At 34.1% G+C, this 16,664-nt stretch carries 22 protein-coding genes and 1 tRNA gene; 12 read left to right on the top strand and 11 right to left on the bottom strand.

Going from position 1 to position 16,664, the window contains the following annotated elements; translation table 11 throughout:
• Nucleotide 1 precedes the first annotated feature (1 nt).
• From CAP47_RS07960 to CAP47_RS07920, 9 genes are read left to right on the top strand one after another with little or no spacing between them, the layout of a single operon-like run.
• A complete protein-coding gene (locus CAP47_RS07960; RefSeq protein ID WP_093245515.1) occupies nt 2-415 on the top strand; it encodes a Na+/H+ antiporter subunit B in 414 nt (137 codons plus the stop codon).
• 1 nt (nt 416) lies between these two features.
• On the top strand, nt 417-770 hold the full coding sequence (locus CAP47_RS07955; RefSeq protein WP_100776149.1) for a Na+/H+ antiporter subunit C: 354 nt from the start codon (nt 417-419) through the stop codon (nt 768-770).
• Nucleotides 767-2,278 (top strand): proton-conducting transporter membrane subunit, encoded by a 1,512-nt coding sequence (locus CAP47_RS07950; RefSeq protein WP_100776148.1) that lies wholly within the window; start codon nt 767-769, stop codon nt 2,276-2,278. The genes CAP47_RS07955 and CAP47_RS07950 overlap by 4 nt, the downstream gene beginning before the upstream one ends.
• A 1-nt stretch (nt 2,279) precedes the next feature.
• Nucleotides 2,280-2,762, top strand: a complete 483-nt coding sequence (locus CAP47_RS07945; RefSeq protein WP_100776147.1) for a Na+/H+ antiporter subunit E — start codon at nt 2,280-2,282, stop codon at nt 2,760-2,762.
• The gene (locus CAP47_RS07940; RefSeq protein WP_100776146.1) at nt 2,759-3,034 is read left to right on the top strand and encodes a cation:proton antiporter; all 276 of its coding nucleotides are present in this window, start codon (nt 2,759-2,761) and stop codon (nt 3,032-3,034) included. Before CAP47_RS07945 ends, CAP47_RS07940 begins: the two co-directional genes overlap by 4 nt.
• The gene (mnhG, locus tag CAP47_RS07935; protein WP_100776145.1) at nt 3,027-3,446 is read left to right on the top strand and encodes a monovalent cation/H(+) antiporter subunit G; all 420 of its coding nucleotides are present in this window, start codon (nt 3,027-3,029) and stop codon (nt 3,444-3,446) included. The genes CAP47_RS07940 and mnhG overlap by 8 nt, the downstream gene beginning before the upstream one ends.
• A 46-nt stretch (nt 3,447-3,492) precedes the next feature.
• Nucleotides 3,493-4,254, top strand: a complete 762-nt coding sequence (locus CAP47_RS07930) for an exodeoxyribonuclease III (protein ID WP_100776144.1) — start codon at nt 3,493-3,495, stop codon at nt 4,252-4,254.
• 39 nt (nt 4,255-4,293) lie between these two features.
• Nucleotides 4,294-5,247 (top strand): flagellar motor protein MotB, encoded by a 954-nt coding sequence (locus CAP47_RS07925; RefSeq protein WP_100776143.1) that lies wholly within the window; start codon nt 4,294-4,296, stop codon nt 5,245-5,247.
• A 3-nt stretch (nt 5,248-5,250) separates the two neighbouring features.
• Nucleotides 5,251-7,257, top strand: coding sequence for a thioredoxin domain-containing protein (locus tag CAP47_RS07920; protein ID WP_100776142.1), 2,007 nt, complete (start codon nt 5,251-5,253; stop codon nt 7,255-7,257).
• Here the strand turns inward: CAP47_RS07920 and dgt are convergent.
• Together dgt and CAP47_RS07910 are read right to left on the bottom strand one after the other, a co-directional pair.
• Nucleotides 7,252-8,598, bottom strand: coding sequence for a dGTP triphosphohydrolase (gene dgt / locus CAP47_RS07915; protein ID WP_100776141.1), 1,347 nt, complete (start codon nt 8,596-8,598; stop codon nt 7,252-7,254). The two genes, CAP47_RS07920 and dgt, sit on opposite strands and share 6 nt — an antisense overlap.
• Before the next feature lie 11 nt (nt 8,599-8,609).
• Nucleotides 8,610-9,179 carry a DUF3109 family protein gene (locus tag CAP47_RS07910; protein WP_093245467.1) on the bottom strand — a complete coding sequence of 190 codons (570 nt, stop codon included), beginning with the start codon at nt 9,177-9,179 and terminating at the stop codon, nt 8,610-8,612.
• A 172-nt stretch (nt 9,180-9,351) separates the two neighbouring features.
• On the opposite strand from CAP47_RS07910, the gene CAP47_RS07905 reads away from it, so the two are divergent.
• Nucleotides 9,352-9,930: a MarC family protein gene (locus tag CAP47_RS07905; protein WP_192869971.1), complete on the top strand. Its 579-nt coding sequence runs from the start codon at nt 9,352-9,354 to the stop codon at nt 9,928-9,930.
• 1 nt (nt 9,931) lies between these two features.
• Complete coding sequence (locus CAP47_RS07900) at nt 9,932-10,132, top strand: hypothetical protein (RefSeq protein ID WP_093245463.1); 201 nt, start codon at nt 9,932-9,934, stop codon at nt 10,130-10,132.
• Nucleotides 10,133-10,136: 4 nt separating this feature from the next.
• On the opposite strand, the gene CAP47_RS07895 is transcribed toward CAP47_RS07900, so the two are convergent.
• Genes CAP47_RS07895 through CAP47_RS07885 form a run of 3 tightly spaced genes read right to left on the bottom strand, consistent with a single transcriptional unit; the run spans nt 10,137 to nt 12,737 of the window.
• Nucleotides 10,137-11,711, bottom strand: coding sequence for a S41 family peptidase (locus CAP47_RS07895; protein WP_100776140.1), 1,575 nt, complete (start codon nt 11,709-11,711; stop codon nt 10,137-10,139).
• Nucleotides 11,708-12,139, bottom strand: coding sequence for a deoxycytidylate deaminase (locus CAP47_RS07890; protein WP_100776139.1), 432 nt, complete (start codon nt 12,137-12,139; stop codon nt 11,708-11,710). The genes CAP47_RS07895 and CAP47_RS07890 overlap by 4 nt, the downstream gene beginning before the upstream one ends.
• A 13-nt stretch (nt 12,140-12,152) precedes the next feature.
• Nucleotides 12,153-12,737 (bottom strand): HupE/UreJ family protein, encoded by a 585-nt coding sequence (locus CAP47_RS07885; RefSeq protein ID WP_100776138.1) that lies wholly within the window; start codon nt 12,735-12,737, stop codon nt 12,153-12,155.
• Nucleotides 12,738-12,866: 129 nt separating this feature from the next.
• On the opposite strand from CAP47_RS07885, the gene CAP47_RS07880 reads away from it, so the two are divergent.
• Nucleotides 12,867-12,940: transfer RNA gene (locus tag CAP47_RS07880), tRNA-Ala, on the top strand.
• Between the two features lie 163 nt (nt 12,941-13,103).
• On the opposite strand, the gene CAP47_RS07875 is transcribed toward CAP47_RS07880, so the two are convergent.
• From CAP47_RS07875 to CAP47_RS07850, 6 genes are all read right to left on the bottom strand, one after another.
• Nucleotides 13,104-13,325 (bottom strand): hypothetical protein, encoded by a 222-nt coding sequence (locus tag CAP47_RS07875; RefSeq protein ID WP_100776137.1) that lies wholly within the window; start codon nt 13,323-13,325, stop codon nt 13,104-13,106.
• Nucleotides 13,326-13,396: 71 nt separating this feature from the next.
• A complete protein-coding gene (locus CAP47_RS07870; protein ID WP_093245439.1) occupies nt 13,397-13,756 on the bottom strand; it encodes a YraN family protein in 360 nt (119 codons plus the stop codon).
• A 1-nt stretch (nt 13,757) separates the two neighbouring features.
• Nucleotides 13,758-14,654, bottom strand: a complete 897-nt coding sequence (locus CAP47_RS07865) for an LD-carboxypeptidase (protein ID WP_100776528.1) — start codon at nt 14,652-14,654, stop codon at nt 13,758-13,760.
• Between the two features lie 112 nt (nt 14,655-14,766).
• Nucleotides 14,767-15,357 carry a hypothetical protein gene (locus tag CAP47_RS07860; protein ID WP_100776136.1) on the bottom strand — a complete coding sequence of 197 codons (591 nt, stop codon included), beginning with the start codon at nt 15,355-15,357 and terminating at the stop codon, nt 14,767-14,769.
• Nucleotides 15,358-15,467: 110 nt separating this feature from the next.
• Complete coding sequence (locus CAP47_RS07855; RefSeq protein ID WP_100776135.1) at nt 15,468-16,022, bottom strand: hypothetical protein; 555 nt, start codon at nt 16,020-16,022, stop codon at nt 15,468-15,470.
• Nucleotides 16,023-16,033: 11 nt separating this feature from the next.
• Complete coding sequence (locus CAP47_RS07850) at nt 16,034-16,573, bottom strand: hypothetical protein (protein ID WP_153043508.1); 540 nt, start codon at nt 16,571-16,573, stop codon at nt 16,034-16,036.
• Nucleotides 16,574-16,664: the final 91 nt, after the last annotated feature.

Raw genomic sequence — 16,664 nt, 5'->3', positions numbered from 1 at the left:
GATGAAAACAATCATTCTACAAACAGCTTCAAATTACCTTTTACCGGTACTTCTGCTCTTTTCAGTTTTCATTCTGTTAAGAGGACATTATTTACCTGGTGGTGGTTTTGTTGGTGGTTTAGTCGCTGCCATTGCTTTTGTATTGGATGCATTTGCAAACGGTATCAATGAAACCAAAAGAGTGCTTAAGTTTCATCCAGGCTATTTTATGCCTGTTGGATTGGGCATTGCTTTTTTAAGTGCTATTTCACCGATAGTATTAGCAGATTTACCAATTATGACAGGTCTGTGGGCTGATGGAAGTATACCTGTTTTAGGAACGATTGGTTCCGCTTTATTTTTTGATACTGGCGTCTATCTTGTTGTGATTGGTGCTGCGCTTACAATCATATTTACAATCTCAGAATCCGCTTGATATGGAAATACTCTTAGCAATTATGATAGGTTTTTTGTACGCCGCAGGCATCTATATGATTATGCGTCGAAGTATCGTCAAGCTTATTCTTGGCATCGTTCTTTTAGGAAATGGTGTTAATTTATTGATTTTTCTACTTGGAAGAATCACAAAAGGTGAACCGCCAATTATACCAGGAACTGAAAGCGTTATCGAGGGCCTATATGCAGACCCAATACCACAAGCTTTAATTTTAACTGCAATTGTTATTAGTTTTGGACTTCAATCTTTTGCCATCATTTTGGTCAAACGCGCTTATAAAGTATTAAAAACAGACGATTTAGATCAACTCAACACGACAGACGAAAATTCATGACAAATCATATTATCACATTACCGCTTCTTGTCAATCTCTTTATCAGTATTATACTGATGTTTTATTGGAGAAAAGTTCGCTTACAAAAAATTGTTAGTGTTGCAGGAAGTATTATCGGTCTTGCTGTTGCGATTTATGTATTTGTACATGTTTATCAAAACGGAACTCAAACGGTGGCATCAGGAAGTTGGTCGGCACCCTTCGGGATTGTATTTGTCGGAGATATGCTTGCCGCTACTTTAGTTTTGCTTACAGCAATTAGCGCGCTTGCTGTGTCTATATTTTCAACGGTCGCAGTCATTAATGCGAGGTTGAGGTTTGGCTATTTTAGTGTATTTCATTTTTTGATATTAGGTCTAAACGGTGCTTTTCTCACAGGAGACATCTTCAACCTTTACGTTTGGTTTGAGATTATTATTATCAGTTCCTTTGTCTTAATCAGTATTGGAGGAGAAAAAAATCAGCTTGAAGGTGCTGTCAAATACTTTACGCTTAACTTCTTTGCGTCAATGATTTTCTTAACAGCTTTGGGTGTTCTTTATGGCTTAGCTGGAACTTTAAATATGGCCGATCTATCTGCTAAAGTAAGTCAAATTGATAATCAGGTTTTGGTTGAGGTTTGTGCTGTTTTATTCTTAGTCGGTTTTGGGATTAAATCAGCAGTTTTCCCTCTTTATTTTTGGCTTCCTGCCTCCTATCACACGCCGCCAGCTGCGGTTTCAGCAATATTTTCAGGCTTACTCACAAAAGTTGGTGTTTACGCATTGATCAGGGTTTTCTCTGTTATTTTTGAAATGACGCCTTTTTTACAAACTTTATTAATGGTCATTGCTGTGCTCACAATTTTCAGTGGTGGTATCGGTTCATTGATTCAGAACAATATCAGAAAAGTTTTCTCATACCTCATAATTTGTCACATTGGTTTTATGATTGGTGGTTTGGCGATGTTTACAAAAGTTGCTATTGCTGGTGTTGCTTTTTATCTGATTCATGACATCATCATCAAAACAAATTTATTTTTAATTGCTGGCTTAATTTTCAGAATGAAAGCCAGTTCAAGTATGCGAAAAATTGGAGGTATTTATGCAACTTATCCCAAACTGAGTTTATTGATTGCCTTACCTCTTTTTTCATTGATTGGGATTCCTCCTTTATCAGGATTTTGGCCTAAAATTTCATTGATTATTGCCAGTTTTGAACTGAAACATTATTGGTATTTTGGTGCTTTAATTTTTGGTAGTTTTATTACATTGGTCATCATTGCGCGATTATGGTCTCGCGTATTTTGGAAAGATCAACCTAAAATGGAAACCAGCGAAAAGTTCAATTATTTTTACCAATTGAGTTCTTTCGATAAAATGCGATTTGTCTTACCGATTGTTTTATTAACAATTGTCACGCTTTATATCGGTTTTGGCGCTGAGCACATCCAAGAAATTTCAACACGTATTGCTGAAGAAATTGTCAACAAAGACTTGTATATTAACGCAGTACTTAAAAGTTCTTAAAATGGAAAAACAATTTTTATCAAATATTCTCCTGATGCTGATCTGGGTTTTCTTAACGGGAGACTTTGCATTCAGCAGCTTTGCTTTTGGTTTTATATTGAGCTTTTTTATTTTATGGATTATCTCAAGGAAATTTAAAAAACGTAAAACCAAGTATTATAGATTCTTGCCGCGTGTTATTAGTTTCATATTCTTTTTTGTATGGGAGCTGACCAAAGCTAACATTCAAGTGGCTTATGAAGTGAGTACGCCGCATTACAACATGAAACCAGGTATTGTAAAAGTGCCCTTGGATGCTAAAACAAACATGGAAATTACCTTCCTAGCAAACCTGATCACATTAACACCAGGAACTTTAAGTTTAGACGTTTCTACAGATAAAAAAGTGCTTTATGTACACACGATGTATGTGAACGATAAACAAGAATTTATTGATGATATCAAAAACGGTTTTGAAAAGAGATTATTAGAAATATTAAGATGACATTAAACGATTATTTATATTACTTCATTTTACCTGTGCTTTCAGTTGCAGAGATATTGGTGTTGGTCAGATTTATCAAAGGACCGAGTATCATTGATCGCGTGATTGCACTCGATTTGATGATTACAATTGGTATCGGAATTATTTCCATTTACAGCATTATCAATAATCAACCAACATTTTTAGATATCGCCATGATTTTGGCATTAATCGCGTTTTTAAGTACCGTAGCTTTCTCTTATTATCTCGAAAAAAGGAAAAAAGATGACTGAAATTTTAATCTACATATTTTCAACTTTAGGTGCTTTATTTGCACTATTAGCGGCCATTGGTTTAGTTCGAATGCCAGATCCTTATTTAAGGATTTCGGTTAATACAAAAGCTGCAACACTTGGCGTTGGCTTATTGTTAGGTGCGGCGGCTATTTTCTTTTCCGACTTTTCAGTCACTACACGTGTGCAAGCCATCGTTATTTTTATTTTTTTGACAGCGCCTGTAGGTGCTCACTTACTAGGGAGAACTTCTTATTTCCTCGGAAATAGTTTGTGGAGTGGCTCTGTAATTGATGATCTAAAGGGAAAATACAACAAAGCGACACACGAATTAAAAAGTGAAGACGAAATAAAAAAGCCTGTTGATAAAGAAGCAAGAAAAAAAGAAGAGAAGAACGATCAAACACCTTAATCCCATCAGAAGGACTTTCTGAGTTTATCATTTCTAAAATAAAATCATGAAAATTATTTCTTATAACGTCAATGGAATACGAGCAGCTTTAAAAAAAGACTTTATTCCTTGGCTAAAAGCAACTGATGCAGATATTGTTTGTTTTCAAGAAACAAAAGCACAACCTGAACAAATTGACGATTCTATCTTTAAAGAAATCGGTTACGAATATTGCTATTGGTTTTCCGCAGAGAAAAAAGGTTATAGCAGTGTTGGCATCATCAGTAAAATAAAACCAAATCACGTAGAATACGGAACTGGCATTCCATCTATGGATAAGGAGGGCCGAAACCTGAGGGCCGATTTTGATACTTTTTCAGTGATGAGTTTATATTTACCTTCAGGGACAAATGATGCGCGTTTAGATTTTAAACTCAACTACATGGATGAGTTTAAAACTTATATTGAAAATCTACTCCAAGAGAAACCAAATCTTGTTATTTCTGGAGATTATAATATCTGCCATGAACCAATCGACATTCACGATCCTGTTCGTCTCAAGAGGGTTTCTGGGTTTTTACCTGTTGAACGTGAATGGTTAACTGCTTTTATGGAAATCGGCTTAATCGATTCATTTAGATTACTCAACCCTGAAAAAGAACAATATTCGTGGTGGAGCTATCGCGGCAATGCCAGAGCAAGAAATAAAGGCTGGCGTTTAGATTATCATTTGGTTTCAGAAGCTTTGCACAATCGCATTGAACGCGCCTTAATTTTAGATGAAGCTGTACACAGCGACCACTGCCCTGTTTTATTACAATTAAAATAAGACCACGCTAACAGCGTTAAACTTATAAATCATATTGCCATGTTAAAGAAAATTGCCCTTTTATCTATTATTGCAAGTATGACTGCTTGCATGAGCCAAAAAAAATACGACGAACTCGATAGAGATTTTAACAATCTCAAAGCCGACCATCAAGCGCAAACTTCGCAATTCGAAGATTGTGAGGATGAAAAAGAGATGATGAGTGACGAGCTTCAATCCTTAAAAAAAGATTATCAGTCTTTAGAAAACAAAAAAGAAGCAATTGAAAAGGAGTTGAATCAAAAGAAAAGTGATTATGATAAACTATCGGATTCTTATAATGCTTTAGAGAAAAACAGCTCAAAAGTATTGGCTGAGAATGCACATCGCAATCGTGAATTACTAAAAGAATTAGAACAAAAAGAAGAAAAATTAGCCTCAGAACAAGAACGTTTAGAAAAACTACAGAAGGATTTGCAGTTCCGTGAAAAACGCATCAACGAACTCGAATCTATCATTGCTGCTGAAGAAGCAAAAATGAATCAGCTGAAAGATAATCTTTCAAAAGCGCTTGTTAACTTTGAAGATAGAGGCTTAAGTGTCGAACAGCGTGATGGTAAAGTTTATGTTTCTATGGAAAACAAATTACTTTTCAAATCTGGAAGCTGGTCTGTTGGTAGTGAAGGTCAACAAGCTGTTAAAGAAATCGGTAAGGTTTTGGCTAATAACCAAGATATCAATATCCTAATTGAAGGTCACACGGATAACGTCCCTTATAATGGTAGCGGAGCTTTAAAAGACAACTGGGATTTATCAACAAAGCGAGCTACTGAAGTTTTAAAGCTATTATTAAAAAACGCAAACATTAAACCCCAAAACTTAACAGCAGCAGGGCGAGGTAAATTTGCACCAGTTGCACCAAACTCAACGCAAAGTGGGAAAGCTAAAAACAGACGTATTGAAGTTGTTTTAACGCCTAAATTTGACGAGATTTCTAAACTCTTAAATCAATAAACTATGAATTTGCTCAGCAAAGCTTCCAGTCCTTACCTTTTACAACACAAAGACAATCCTGTAGAATGGCGAGAGTGGAACAGCGAAACGCTAAAACTTGCTGAGGAACTCGACAAACCTGTCATCATTAGTGTCGGCTATGCAGCTTGTCACTGGTGTCACGTGATGGCACACGAATCTTTCGAGGATAATGAAGTCGCCAAATTGATGAACGCGCACTTTATTTGTATTAAAATAGATAGAGAGGAACGCCCAGATATTGACCAAATCTATATGGATGCGGCACAAATATTAACCGGCAGAGCAGGTTGGCCACTCAATGCTTTTGCTTTTCCTGATGGCAGACCTTTTTACGCTGCAACATATTTTCCTAAAGATAATTGGAAAAAAGTGTTGATGAATGTTGCTGAAGCATTCGCATCACAACGAAAACAATTAGAAGAAACAGCCAATAAACTCACAAAAGGCATTCAGGATGTGGATGTCATGAACTTTGACGTAACTGAGAACACAAAATTTTCAAAAACTGATTATAAAGATTTTTTTGGTGGGTGGATTAATTTAATCGATAGAGAAAATGGTGGTTTTAAAGGTGCTCCAAAATTTCCTATGCCAAGCAGCTGGATTTTTCTGTTAGATTATCATTATTATACAAAAAATCAAGATGCGCTTGATATCACAACAAATTTACTTGATGGTATGCATAAAGGTGGTATTTATGACCAAATACATGGTGGGTTTGCAAGATATTCTGTCGATGACAAATGGTTTGCGCCGCACTTTGAAAAGATGCTTTATGATAATGCGCAACTCATCAACCTTTACTCAAAAACTTATCAGTTGACGCAAAACTCATCTTATGAGAAGGTGATTCGTCAAAGTTTAAATTTTATAAAAAATGAATTGACCGCTGAAAATGGAGGCTTCTACTCTGCTCTTGATGCAGACTCTGATGGAAAAGAAGGCGCCTACTATACTTATCATTTTGATGAAGTGAAAAAAATTCTAACCGATGAAGAATTCAAAATAGCCGAATCATATTTTGGTTTAAAAGAAAATGGAAACTGGGAAGACGACCAAAATATCTTTTACAAAGCGAAGTCAATTAATGAAGTTGCTCAAGAACTAAAATTTGATAAGAATAAAATTAAAAAAGATTTAGAAATCATCATTTCTAAGATTAAAAAAAACAGTTTAAACAGGAACAAGCCTAGTCTTGATGATAAAATTTTAAGCAGTTGGAATGCAATGATGCTCATCGCTTATATTGATGCCTACAAAGCTTTAAAGGATGAATCATATCTAGAAGCTGCCATTAAAAATGCTGATTTTTTAAACAAAAATCTTATTGATGAAAAACTTCAAGTTTACAGGAACTATAAAAATCAGAAAGCAAGTATTTCAGCATTTTTAGAAGATTATGCATGGCTTGCACAAGCCTTTTGCAATCTTTATCAAGTCACTTTTGAAAGTCAATATTTAGAACGTTTTAAAGAATTAACTGATATTACAATTAAGAAGTTTTATGATAGTGAACGCGGGATTTTCTATTACACTTCAGCAGAAAATTCAGATTTAATCGCTAGAAAAATTGAAATCAATGACAATGTTATTCCTGCATCAAATTCAGTAATGCTCAATCTGTTAATTGATTTATCACATTTCTATCCAACATCAAACTACTCCAATATTACAAGCCAATTAGCTTCAAAAATTCATCAGAAGATTTATAAATCTGGTCCTTATTTAGCCAATTGGGCACGCGGCATTGGCAAAATGGTTCATGGTCAAGTAGAAATTGTCTGCGTGGGTCACAAAGCTTTAGAAAAAGCACAAGAACTTCAACATCTATATTTTGGTCATGCTGTTTATATGGGTGAAAACACAAAGATTGACCTTGTAAAAGACAAGAGAAGCACTGGTGATTTAATTTACATCTGTCAAGATAAAGTCTGTCAACAACCCGTTGAAACTGTGGCGGAAGCTCAAGAAATACTCAAAAATTTATAAATTATTACCGTTGAGTTTTTTATAAGTCCTCAAGGCTTCACTATCTGTCATAGCCGCGATGTAAGATGTAACTTCCATCAACCATTTCTCGGTTGACATATCTTCAAAATCTAGATGAGACAAGAAGTTATTAATCACAAGATCATCAAAATTGGTTTCATTACCAGAGAGTTTGTTTTCAATAGCAGAAGTAAAATCATGTAACATACTTGTCAAGATTTTATAGCCTGCAATCTCTTTATCCATCACCTCTTGACTTTTGTAAATCCGCTCAACACTTACTTCAATAATATCTTTAATTTGTGCTGTATATTTTGATTGTGAAAGGAGATCTGTGTGAAATTCACCTGCCAAAATCGCTTCTTCATTTTCCATAAAAATAGAAACAGCTTCACTGATGAGTTCACCTATCGCTAAAGATCTGAGATAAGCAATTCTATTTTGTGTTGTTTTCAGTTCAGCATATTTCTCAGGTAAAATACGCTTACTGATGATTTTTGATAAATATTCTAGTGCTAATTCTTCAGGAATAAGTCCGAGATTAATACCATCTTCAAAATCGATAATTGTGTAACAAATATCATCCGCAGCTTCTACTAAAAAAGCCAAAGGATGACGATGATAGCGTTTTGCACCCGCATTTTTCACAGGTTCTAAACCAACTTCTTGAGCAACCTCATGAAAGAAATTTTCTTCATCTTGGAAGAAACCGTACTTTTTATCTTCAACATTTTTAGTCGGTTTGTAAGGTAAAGAAGCTTTAGGGTATTTTGTAAAAGCAGCCAAGGTTGCGTAAGATAAACGCAAGCCACCAATTGTTCCGTTTTTAGTTTCTGTTAATAGTTTGAAACCATTTGCATTACCTTCAAAAGTGCAAAGATCTTGATAAGCTTGTGAATTGATTTCTGGCTGAAAACGTTTACCTTTACCGTGTTTAAAATAATCACTTAAAGCATTTTCTCCTGAATGTCCGAAGGGCGGATTTCCGATATCATGCGCTATTGAAGCAGCAGCAACGATAGCACCAAAATCATTGATTTTGTAACCATGATGTGTCTCTAAGTCTGGATATTTTTTGATCAGTGCTTTCCCAACTTCTCGTCCAAGAGAGCGACCAACAACAGAAACCTCAAGACTATGTGTTAAACGCGTGTGTACAAAATCAGTTTCTGATAGCGGAATCACTTGCGTTTTATCTTGTAAGCTTCTAAAAGCCGATGAGAAGACAATTCTGTCATAATCAACCTCAAAACCCAATCGGGTTTCATCTTGCTCATGACGTAAACGTTTATGTTTGTCTCCTTGTTTTCTCAAGGATAAAAGCTGTTCCCACTGTGACATAAAAATCTTATTTATTGCTGTTCTTCTTCTAAAATTCGTTCGAGTTCGCTGTACCAATCTTCACCGAATTTACGGATCAGTGCATTTTTAGTAAATTTATAAACAGGCACTTGAAGCTCTTTACCCAGAGTGCAAGCGTCATCACAAATATCCCATTTATCATAATTAACAGCGGTCAACTCGGATAGTTTTTGAACACGAATTGGGTATAATTCACACGACACAGGCTTCTTCCATTTGATAACACCATCACGATAAGCACTTTCAATTCCGCATAAAGCTGTTCCGTCTTTTGCAAAATTAACATAAGCGCACTCGGCATTATTCACCAAAGGTGTTTCAGGCTCACCGAAGTCTGAAGTTACATGCGTGCCTTGTGCTTCAATGGCTTCAATACCTTCCTGACGTAAATAAGGTTTCACTTTTGGATAAACATCTTTAAGAATCTGAATTTCATCAAACTCAAGAGGTGCGCCTGCATCACCAGCCACACAACATTCGCCTTTACAAGCTGCAAGATTGCAGGTAAAGTCCGTATCAATAATTGCTTCTGAAATAAGCGTTTTGCCAATCTGTATCATGTCGCAAATTTAGAAAATTATTCGGCTATAATCAGGAATCACATGTAAATAAAGCTTCTTCATCAAATCCTCAATCACACTTCTAAATTTAAGAAATATTTAGCCTAAAAAACTTCAATTTATATTGTGATGAATCAAAATATGAAAACTACTTTTGCAAAAAATTTAAGTGATGTTTGGTATTTTTGATTTTAAACAAATTTTTACAGCAGGAATGATTCTCTTTGCAGTGATTGATATCACTGGAAGCATTCCTATCATTGTTAATCTAAGACAAAAGGTTGGTCATATTCAAAGCGAGAAAGCTTCTATTGTTTCAGCCATATTGATGATTGTTTTCCTTTTTGTTGGTGAGTCGATTTTAAAACTTATCGGTATTGATGTCAACTCATTTGCTGTTGCTGGTGCTTTAATTTTATTTTTCTTGGCTATCGAAATGATTTTAGGTATTCAACTTTATAAAGATGATGCACCTGAAACTGCAGCAATTGTCCCCTTAGCCTTTCCAATAATTGCAGGTGCTGGAACAATGACCACAATTTTATCATTAAAATCAGAATTTGAAACGCCAAATATCATTGCAGCCATCCTTTTTAATATTGTAATTGTTTATTTTGTCTTAAAATCTTCTAAGAAAATCGAAAAATTGCTTGGTAATCAAGGAATTTCAGTGGCTCGTAAAATTTTTGGTGTAATTTTGTTAGCGATTGCTGTCAAGTTATTTGTGACAAACATTCAAAATTTATTCTAGTATGAAGTATTTGATATATTTTCTAATTTTATTTGCGAGTTTTTTCTTGATTTATAATCTGACACTTATCGATTACAGTGCGATTTTTAGTGAAGGAAGTTTCAAACCAGTTGTCAGTGCAATTATTTCTGTGGCTGCTATCTTTCTACTTCTGATTCTAATTCTTTCAAAGAAAATTTCTAGTAAATATGAAGATCGATAAAATTTTATTGAGATTTAATTTCTAAAACTCTTTCTAGCATTTCATCATTTTTATTGATAATTCTGTATGCTAAATTATCATCAAAAATCTGTTGTGCCATCGTTGCTTTTAAATAAACTTTAGCTTCTTCTATGCTAGATGAAAAATCATAAGTCATACTGAAGTCACCTAAATAATTTTCAAAATTAGAAATCATTTCATAAGTGATGAGATCAGCTGTTATGAATTGTTTTTCTTCAAGATTATTATAGTAAGCTCTGTCTTTATCCATTTGGGTAAAAATAAAGCGTGACATTGCGCCACCTTCAAACATAAACTTCAAATCTTTTGAAACTTTAGTCGCATTGATTGGTACAAAAATATCAGGAATGATGCCTCCTCCTCCGTAAACAGTTTTTCCACCTGGTGTTGTAAATTGTTTAGACTCATCAACGTGAATGCTATCTTCAGATTGAAGTTCTCCGTTTGTATATCTTTTTAAGTAATTTGAGAAGTAATCTCTGTTTCCGTTTTCGTAAGATCTTTGAATCGATCGACCTGTTGGTGTGTAATATCGTGCAACTGTTAACCTGACAGCACTTCCATCGCCAAGTTGCATTTCACGTTGTACCAAACCTTTCCCAAAAGAACGGCGTCCGATAATTGTCCCTCTATCATTATCTTGTATGGCACCAGCAATAACTTCACTTGCGGAAGCTGTTTTCTCATTGATTAATACATAAACCTTAGCATTTTCAAAAGCTCCTCCTGATGTTGCAAAACGTTTATTAAGATCACCATCTTTATTTTTAGTAAAAACTATGAGTTGATCTTCTTTTAAAAATTCATCAGCAATTTGAGTTGCCTCCTGAAGATAGCCGCCAGTATTGTTTCTTAAATCAAGTACAACCGATTTAATATTTTGTAGTGGAAGTCTATTCATGCGACCTTTAAATTCGCTATAAGTTGTTTCTGAAAAACGGTTGATTTTCACATAAGCTGTTGTGTCATTCATCATATATGAAGCATCTACACTTTTCAGAGGAACCTCATTTCTAATAACATTGAAAGTTAAAAGTTCATCTTCATTAAAACGTTTTACTTTGAGTTGTACACTTGTTTCTTTTTCACCTTTCAGGAGTTTTGTAATTGAATCTGAAACAATGGATGCTGATAAATCAACACCGTCAGCTTCAACAATTCTATCACCTGGCAAAAGTCCAGCTTTATCACTTGGCCCATTTTCAATTGTTCTGATCACTGCTAAAGTATCGCCGATATGATAAAAGCTTATCCCAATACCAACAAAGCCACCACGCATTTCGTCGTGAACTAAACCGTAATCTTGCTGAGAAATATAACTTGAATGCGGATCGAGTTGATCTAATACAGATTTGAGCGTTATATCGACAATGCTATCAGTATTGACTTCATCAACATAAGATTCATCGATGTAGTTTATAAATTTTGAAAACTTTTGTTGACTAGAGCTTTTCAATTCTTGTTGTTCAGGAAAATTGAGACTTTGTCCCAAATACATTCCAATAACAATTGCGAGAGCAACAATAATGGGTAAATATGTTTTTAATGTAAATTTCATGCTTCAAGATTCTGTACCTGTTGTATTGCTACACCTGCTTTTTCAAGAAAGGCTAAACCTGCATCATCCTTGTAGGAGTTTTGGTAAACAACACGTTCAATCCCTGATTGATGTATCAATTTACTACATTCTTTACATGGCGATAAAGTGATATAAAGCGTTGCACCACGGCAAGATTGTGTTGAACCCGCAACTTTAAGAATTGCATTCGCTTCAGCATGTAAAACATACCATTTGGTGTAATTACTCTCGTCTTCACACAGATTCTCAAAACCTGAAGGTGTGCCGTTGTATCCGTCAGATATAATCATGCGATCTTTAACGATTAATGCGCCAACTTTCTTACGCTCGCAGTGAGAGAGTTTTCCCCATTCATGTGCAATGCGCAAATATGCTTTATCAAATTTAAGTTGTTTTTGATCTACCATGATTTATATTTTATTAAAAAATCCAGTTTTTTGTTAAAATTGGAATCGCTAAACCGAGTATAACTGATGATATAATTAAAACCCAATCTCGCTGAGAGTAACGCAATATTCTTTGAAAAATAACTGATAATAAGAAAGTTGCAATCACAATAAGAACTTGCGATATATCAATTCCTAGTGCAAATTCAACTAAATTTATGAGAAGACTAGATGAACCTTTAGATATTTCACTAAAGTATGATGCAAAGCTAAAACCGTGAACTAAACCAAAAGATAAGATGAATAAATAAAGAACAATAGGGCGTGATGAAGATTTACTTTTTCCTGCAATAAAAATATTATAGAGTGCCATAAAAATAAGACTGGCAGGGATGAGGAAATTAATAAGCTGTAAATCAACACTTAAAACTTTATAAGCACCCAATATAAGTGAAACGCTGTGACCAATGGTGAAAATTGAAATTAAACCTATTGTTTTTTTCCATTTTTTTGTTGCGTAAGCAGTCACTAAAATGATGATAAACAAAAGATGCTCATAAGCTGAAAAACCTACAACATGATTGAATCCTAGTTTAAAAAACAACCAAAAATCTGTCATTCTTCTATTTTTAATTTAGGAGCGTAAATGTAATTAAATTCAAGGGTTTTAATTGAATGAAAACAAAAAATCAATTTTAATGAATTGGTTATTAAAATTCAAAGATTATCATTAATTTTGTCTCCAAACGGGGGATTAGCTCAGCTGGCTAGAGCGTTTGGCTGGCAGCCAAAAGGTCATCGGTTCGACTCCGATATTCTCCACTATTTTTTTATCATAAGGACATTGGTTCTCCCGAAACTTCGGGACAATATTCTCCACTATTTTTTTTATACTAAAAGATCATCGGCTCTCCCGAATAGTCATGACAATATTATTTTTGCTTAAAATTTAACTGAGTAAACCATTAGCAAATTCTGGTCTTTTTTATTTAGACAATTCAGGTCGATCTTCATACCAGTCCTTAAAAGTTTTATTAGTGTGATAATCCTCCCTTAGAGTATGATAAACAGCAGAAATAAGAATGAGTTGGCCGAACATAGTCAGATAGAAAATCCATGAGATTGCAATATTCATACTTGAGAATATTGAGAGCGTAATCAACAATAAAGTTGTAAATATCAGAAGTAATATACCTTTAGATTTCATAATGTTTTTATTAAATATAATGAAATCAAGACTTTACCTGTGTTTAATTACTATTAAAAAAATGATAAGATTTAAAAATAGTAAAAAGCATCTTCGATATGCTCAATGCGTTTGCCGAGTTTATTTTTGATAATGGCAACGATATCAAATCTCACTTCTAAGTCCAATTCATTATGCTCAACATAATGATCAATGGCTTTTACCAAACGTTTAATCTGAGCTGGTTTTACAAAATCTTGCGGGTCACCAAAGTCTGGTGTGCTTCTGGTTTTCACCTCAACAACAATAAGATACTTTCCTTTTTGAGCGATAATATCAACTTCAGCTTTATCAAAAGTATAATTGGTTTCCAGAATCTGATAACCTTTGTGCCTCAATAAATTGACAGCATCTTTTTCCCCTGATTTTCCTAATTCGTTGTGTTCTGCCATTTTATTTATACGAAAGTTGTCCGCCTTCTGTATTGACTTTTAATGTTACTTTTTGTCCTAAAACTAAAGTGCGATTATCAGAAATATGACCTGCTGGGAAATTAAACAAAACAGGGAAATCATAAGTTTGAAGCATTTCAGATATAATTTCTTCAGCATTTTTACCAAACGAAATTGTGTTATCATTCATGTCTGTCATGCCGCCAATGATCACACCCTTTAGCTTTTCAAAATAAGCGTTGCGTTTTAGGTTTTGCATCATGCGATCAATATGATATAAATATTCATCTAAATCTTCAATAAATAAGATTGCATTATCAGAATCAATCGCAGAAGGACTTCCGCAAAGCGAATAAATCATCGATAAATTTCCCCCAACGAGTCTGCCTTCAGCTTTACCTTGTTGATTAAAATCATGTCCTTTTGTTTTATACTTGATTTTTTCACCAAACAAAACCGATTTTAAAGAAGCCATTGTTTCTTTCGTTTTATCCTCAAAACCTAAACACATTTGCGCATGTAAACTACATAAACCTATTTTTTGTAATTCAGAATGAATAGCCGTGACATCGCTGTAACCGATCAGCCATTTTGGTTGTTTAAGTAGCGGTGTAAAATCAATGAGATCAAGAATTCTGACACTTCCATAACCACCTTTGGCGCACCAAATTGCTTTGATGTTTGGGTTATTGATTTGCGTTTGTAAATCAGCAGCGCGTTCTTGATCGGTACCTGCAAACTGATGATTTTCTAAACCAATGCTGTTTCCGATAACAGCTTCTAAACCCCAAGATTTCAATAATTTTATTGCAGGCTCAAGTTCTTTGCGCTGAACTTTTCTGGCTGTCGCAATGATAGCAACTTGATCTCCTTTTTGTAATGCTGGTGGTAAATGCATAAGTGTTCCATTTTTTAAACAGATAAAAGTAAACACTTTAAGTGCAAGACAAAAATGAAAAACCCCTCTAAATCAATAAAAATAGAGGGATTAAAAAATTATTAGATTAAGATTATTCTTTAGAAAATAACTTTTTACTTGTTGAATTACCTGGTTTTGACGCGCTGTCATCTATTTCATATAAATTACCCTTGAAATATCCAGTAACTTTTTTTCCTTCAATAGTCGTGACATCAAAATTGAGTTCATAAACAGGACCGTTTTGTAAAACTTCAATCATACCGCTGTTAAAAGGTGTCACCAGCTCAGCATCATTATTCGAATAACTTCCATTAATTACTAACTCTGAATAATCGCTGAAGGTTCCAGCATTTTCATCACCAAGAGCATATGTATATGTTCCTGTTGGAATTTTATTAGATTCAACAGTGAATATTTCAAAATATACTCCTGAAATTACATCATCTTGAGGCATAGGTTCTCCTTCAATTAATTGTATGTCTGATGTTGTAAGGCTGATGTCAAAATTAGAATTCCCTGCATAAGTGCGGAAATTGATAATCATTCCATCTTTAAATTCATAACGAGTTCCATCTACTTCAAAATAATTTTCAGTAACAGAACCTGCATCATCATCGCTACTACAAGACATAAAAAATGTACCAATAAATAACAAAAGTACAATCGTGTTTAATTTTTTCATATTAGTTAATTTAATGTTAAGTCGTAAATGTAAAATATTTATTTTAACGGGAAATGTATTTTTTTTAATAAAAATCCACAATTTTTAAAAATTCAACTGTGCTTCAATTCTTATAAGTCGAAACCTAGATTGAGTTGAATCAATATGGGAAAAAAACCACCGTTCCCTTTTGTATCAAAAAAATACTTAGGCCCAATATGAAACAACAAATGATATTTCTCTTTATAACTTCTTTGGATTCCCCATGCTAAACCAAGGGAGAAATCGTAATCTGAAGTTCGTTCAACATTATCTGCAATCGATGGCCCTTTTGCTTGTAGACCTGCTGTGATAAAATTTCCTGAGTTATTGACAATTGACTTATCTTTTCGTTTCCGTTTATTCAGATTATAAAACAACTTATGCTGCACTTCTAGAAAAGGAGCGATAATATATTTAAATCCTGTTTTTTTACTAACCGTGAGTTCATCAATCACACCACTGTAGCCAACACCAAGACCTGTTGATAATGTTGAAAAATCGCTTGTGGGAAATTCATATTCAACACCTGGATTGATAAGATTTACACGAAAAACTTCTTCAGTTAACCTTGTCTCTTGAATTTTTTCTTGAGAAAAACTCCAACAACTTATGAATAACATGCAGGCGCAAAAAAACTTTTTCATATCTTTCTTAATTATTCAATCATCTCTAAAGTCCCTTTATAATAAAGAGAAACTTGATTATCTTCTTCATCAATACCATCAAAACTAAGCTCGTAAGCCGTTCCGTTGTCTGAAATTTTCAAAACACCATATTCAATCTCGACAATATTTGCTGATTGGTCTTCATAATTAAGACCTAAAATCAAGTTTGCATTACTCAAAACATTTGCATCTACAATTGCTGAATCATTAAAAACATAATCACCAACAGCTGGCATTTGTGGGTTATCAGAATAAATTTCTAAAACAATTGTGTTAGAGAAATTATTTACAGGAACTAGCTCTCCGTTAACATAATTAACTTCAGAATCAGAAAGAGTAATACCGTAAGCATAAAGGTTGTTTTGAGGCTCATCAGTCTGAAGAAATCCTGATAATAACTCAGTTTCCATATCACCAACTTTTAAAGAATTTTGTTTTTCAATAATTGGTGTTGCATCATCATCACTGCTACAACTTAACATAAATGAACTGATAACAACTAAAAAGAATAATTTAGAAATGTTTTTCATAATATTTTTATTTTACATTAGTTTAATAATTAATTACTGTGCCATACGAAACTACTTCCTCTCCATTCACCGCCTCTTCTGGACAAACCAA

The organism is Psychroflexus sp. S27 (assembly GCF_002810405.1).
Classification (GTDB): Bacteria; Bacteroidota; Bacteroidia; order Flavobacteriales; family Flavobacteriaceae; genus Psychroflexus; species Psychroflexus halocasei_A.
Note: the sequence above shows the minus strand (reverse complement) of the source record. Positions and strands in the feature narration are given on the sequence as shown.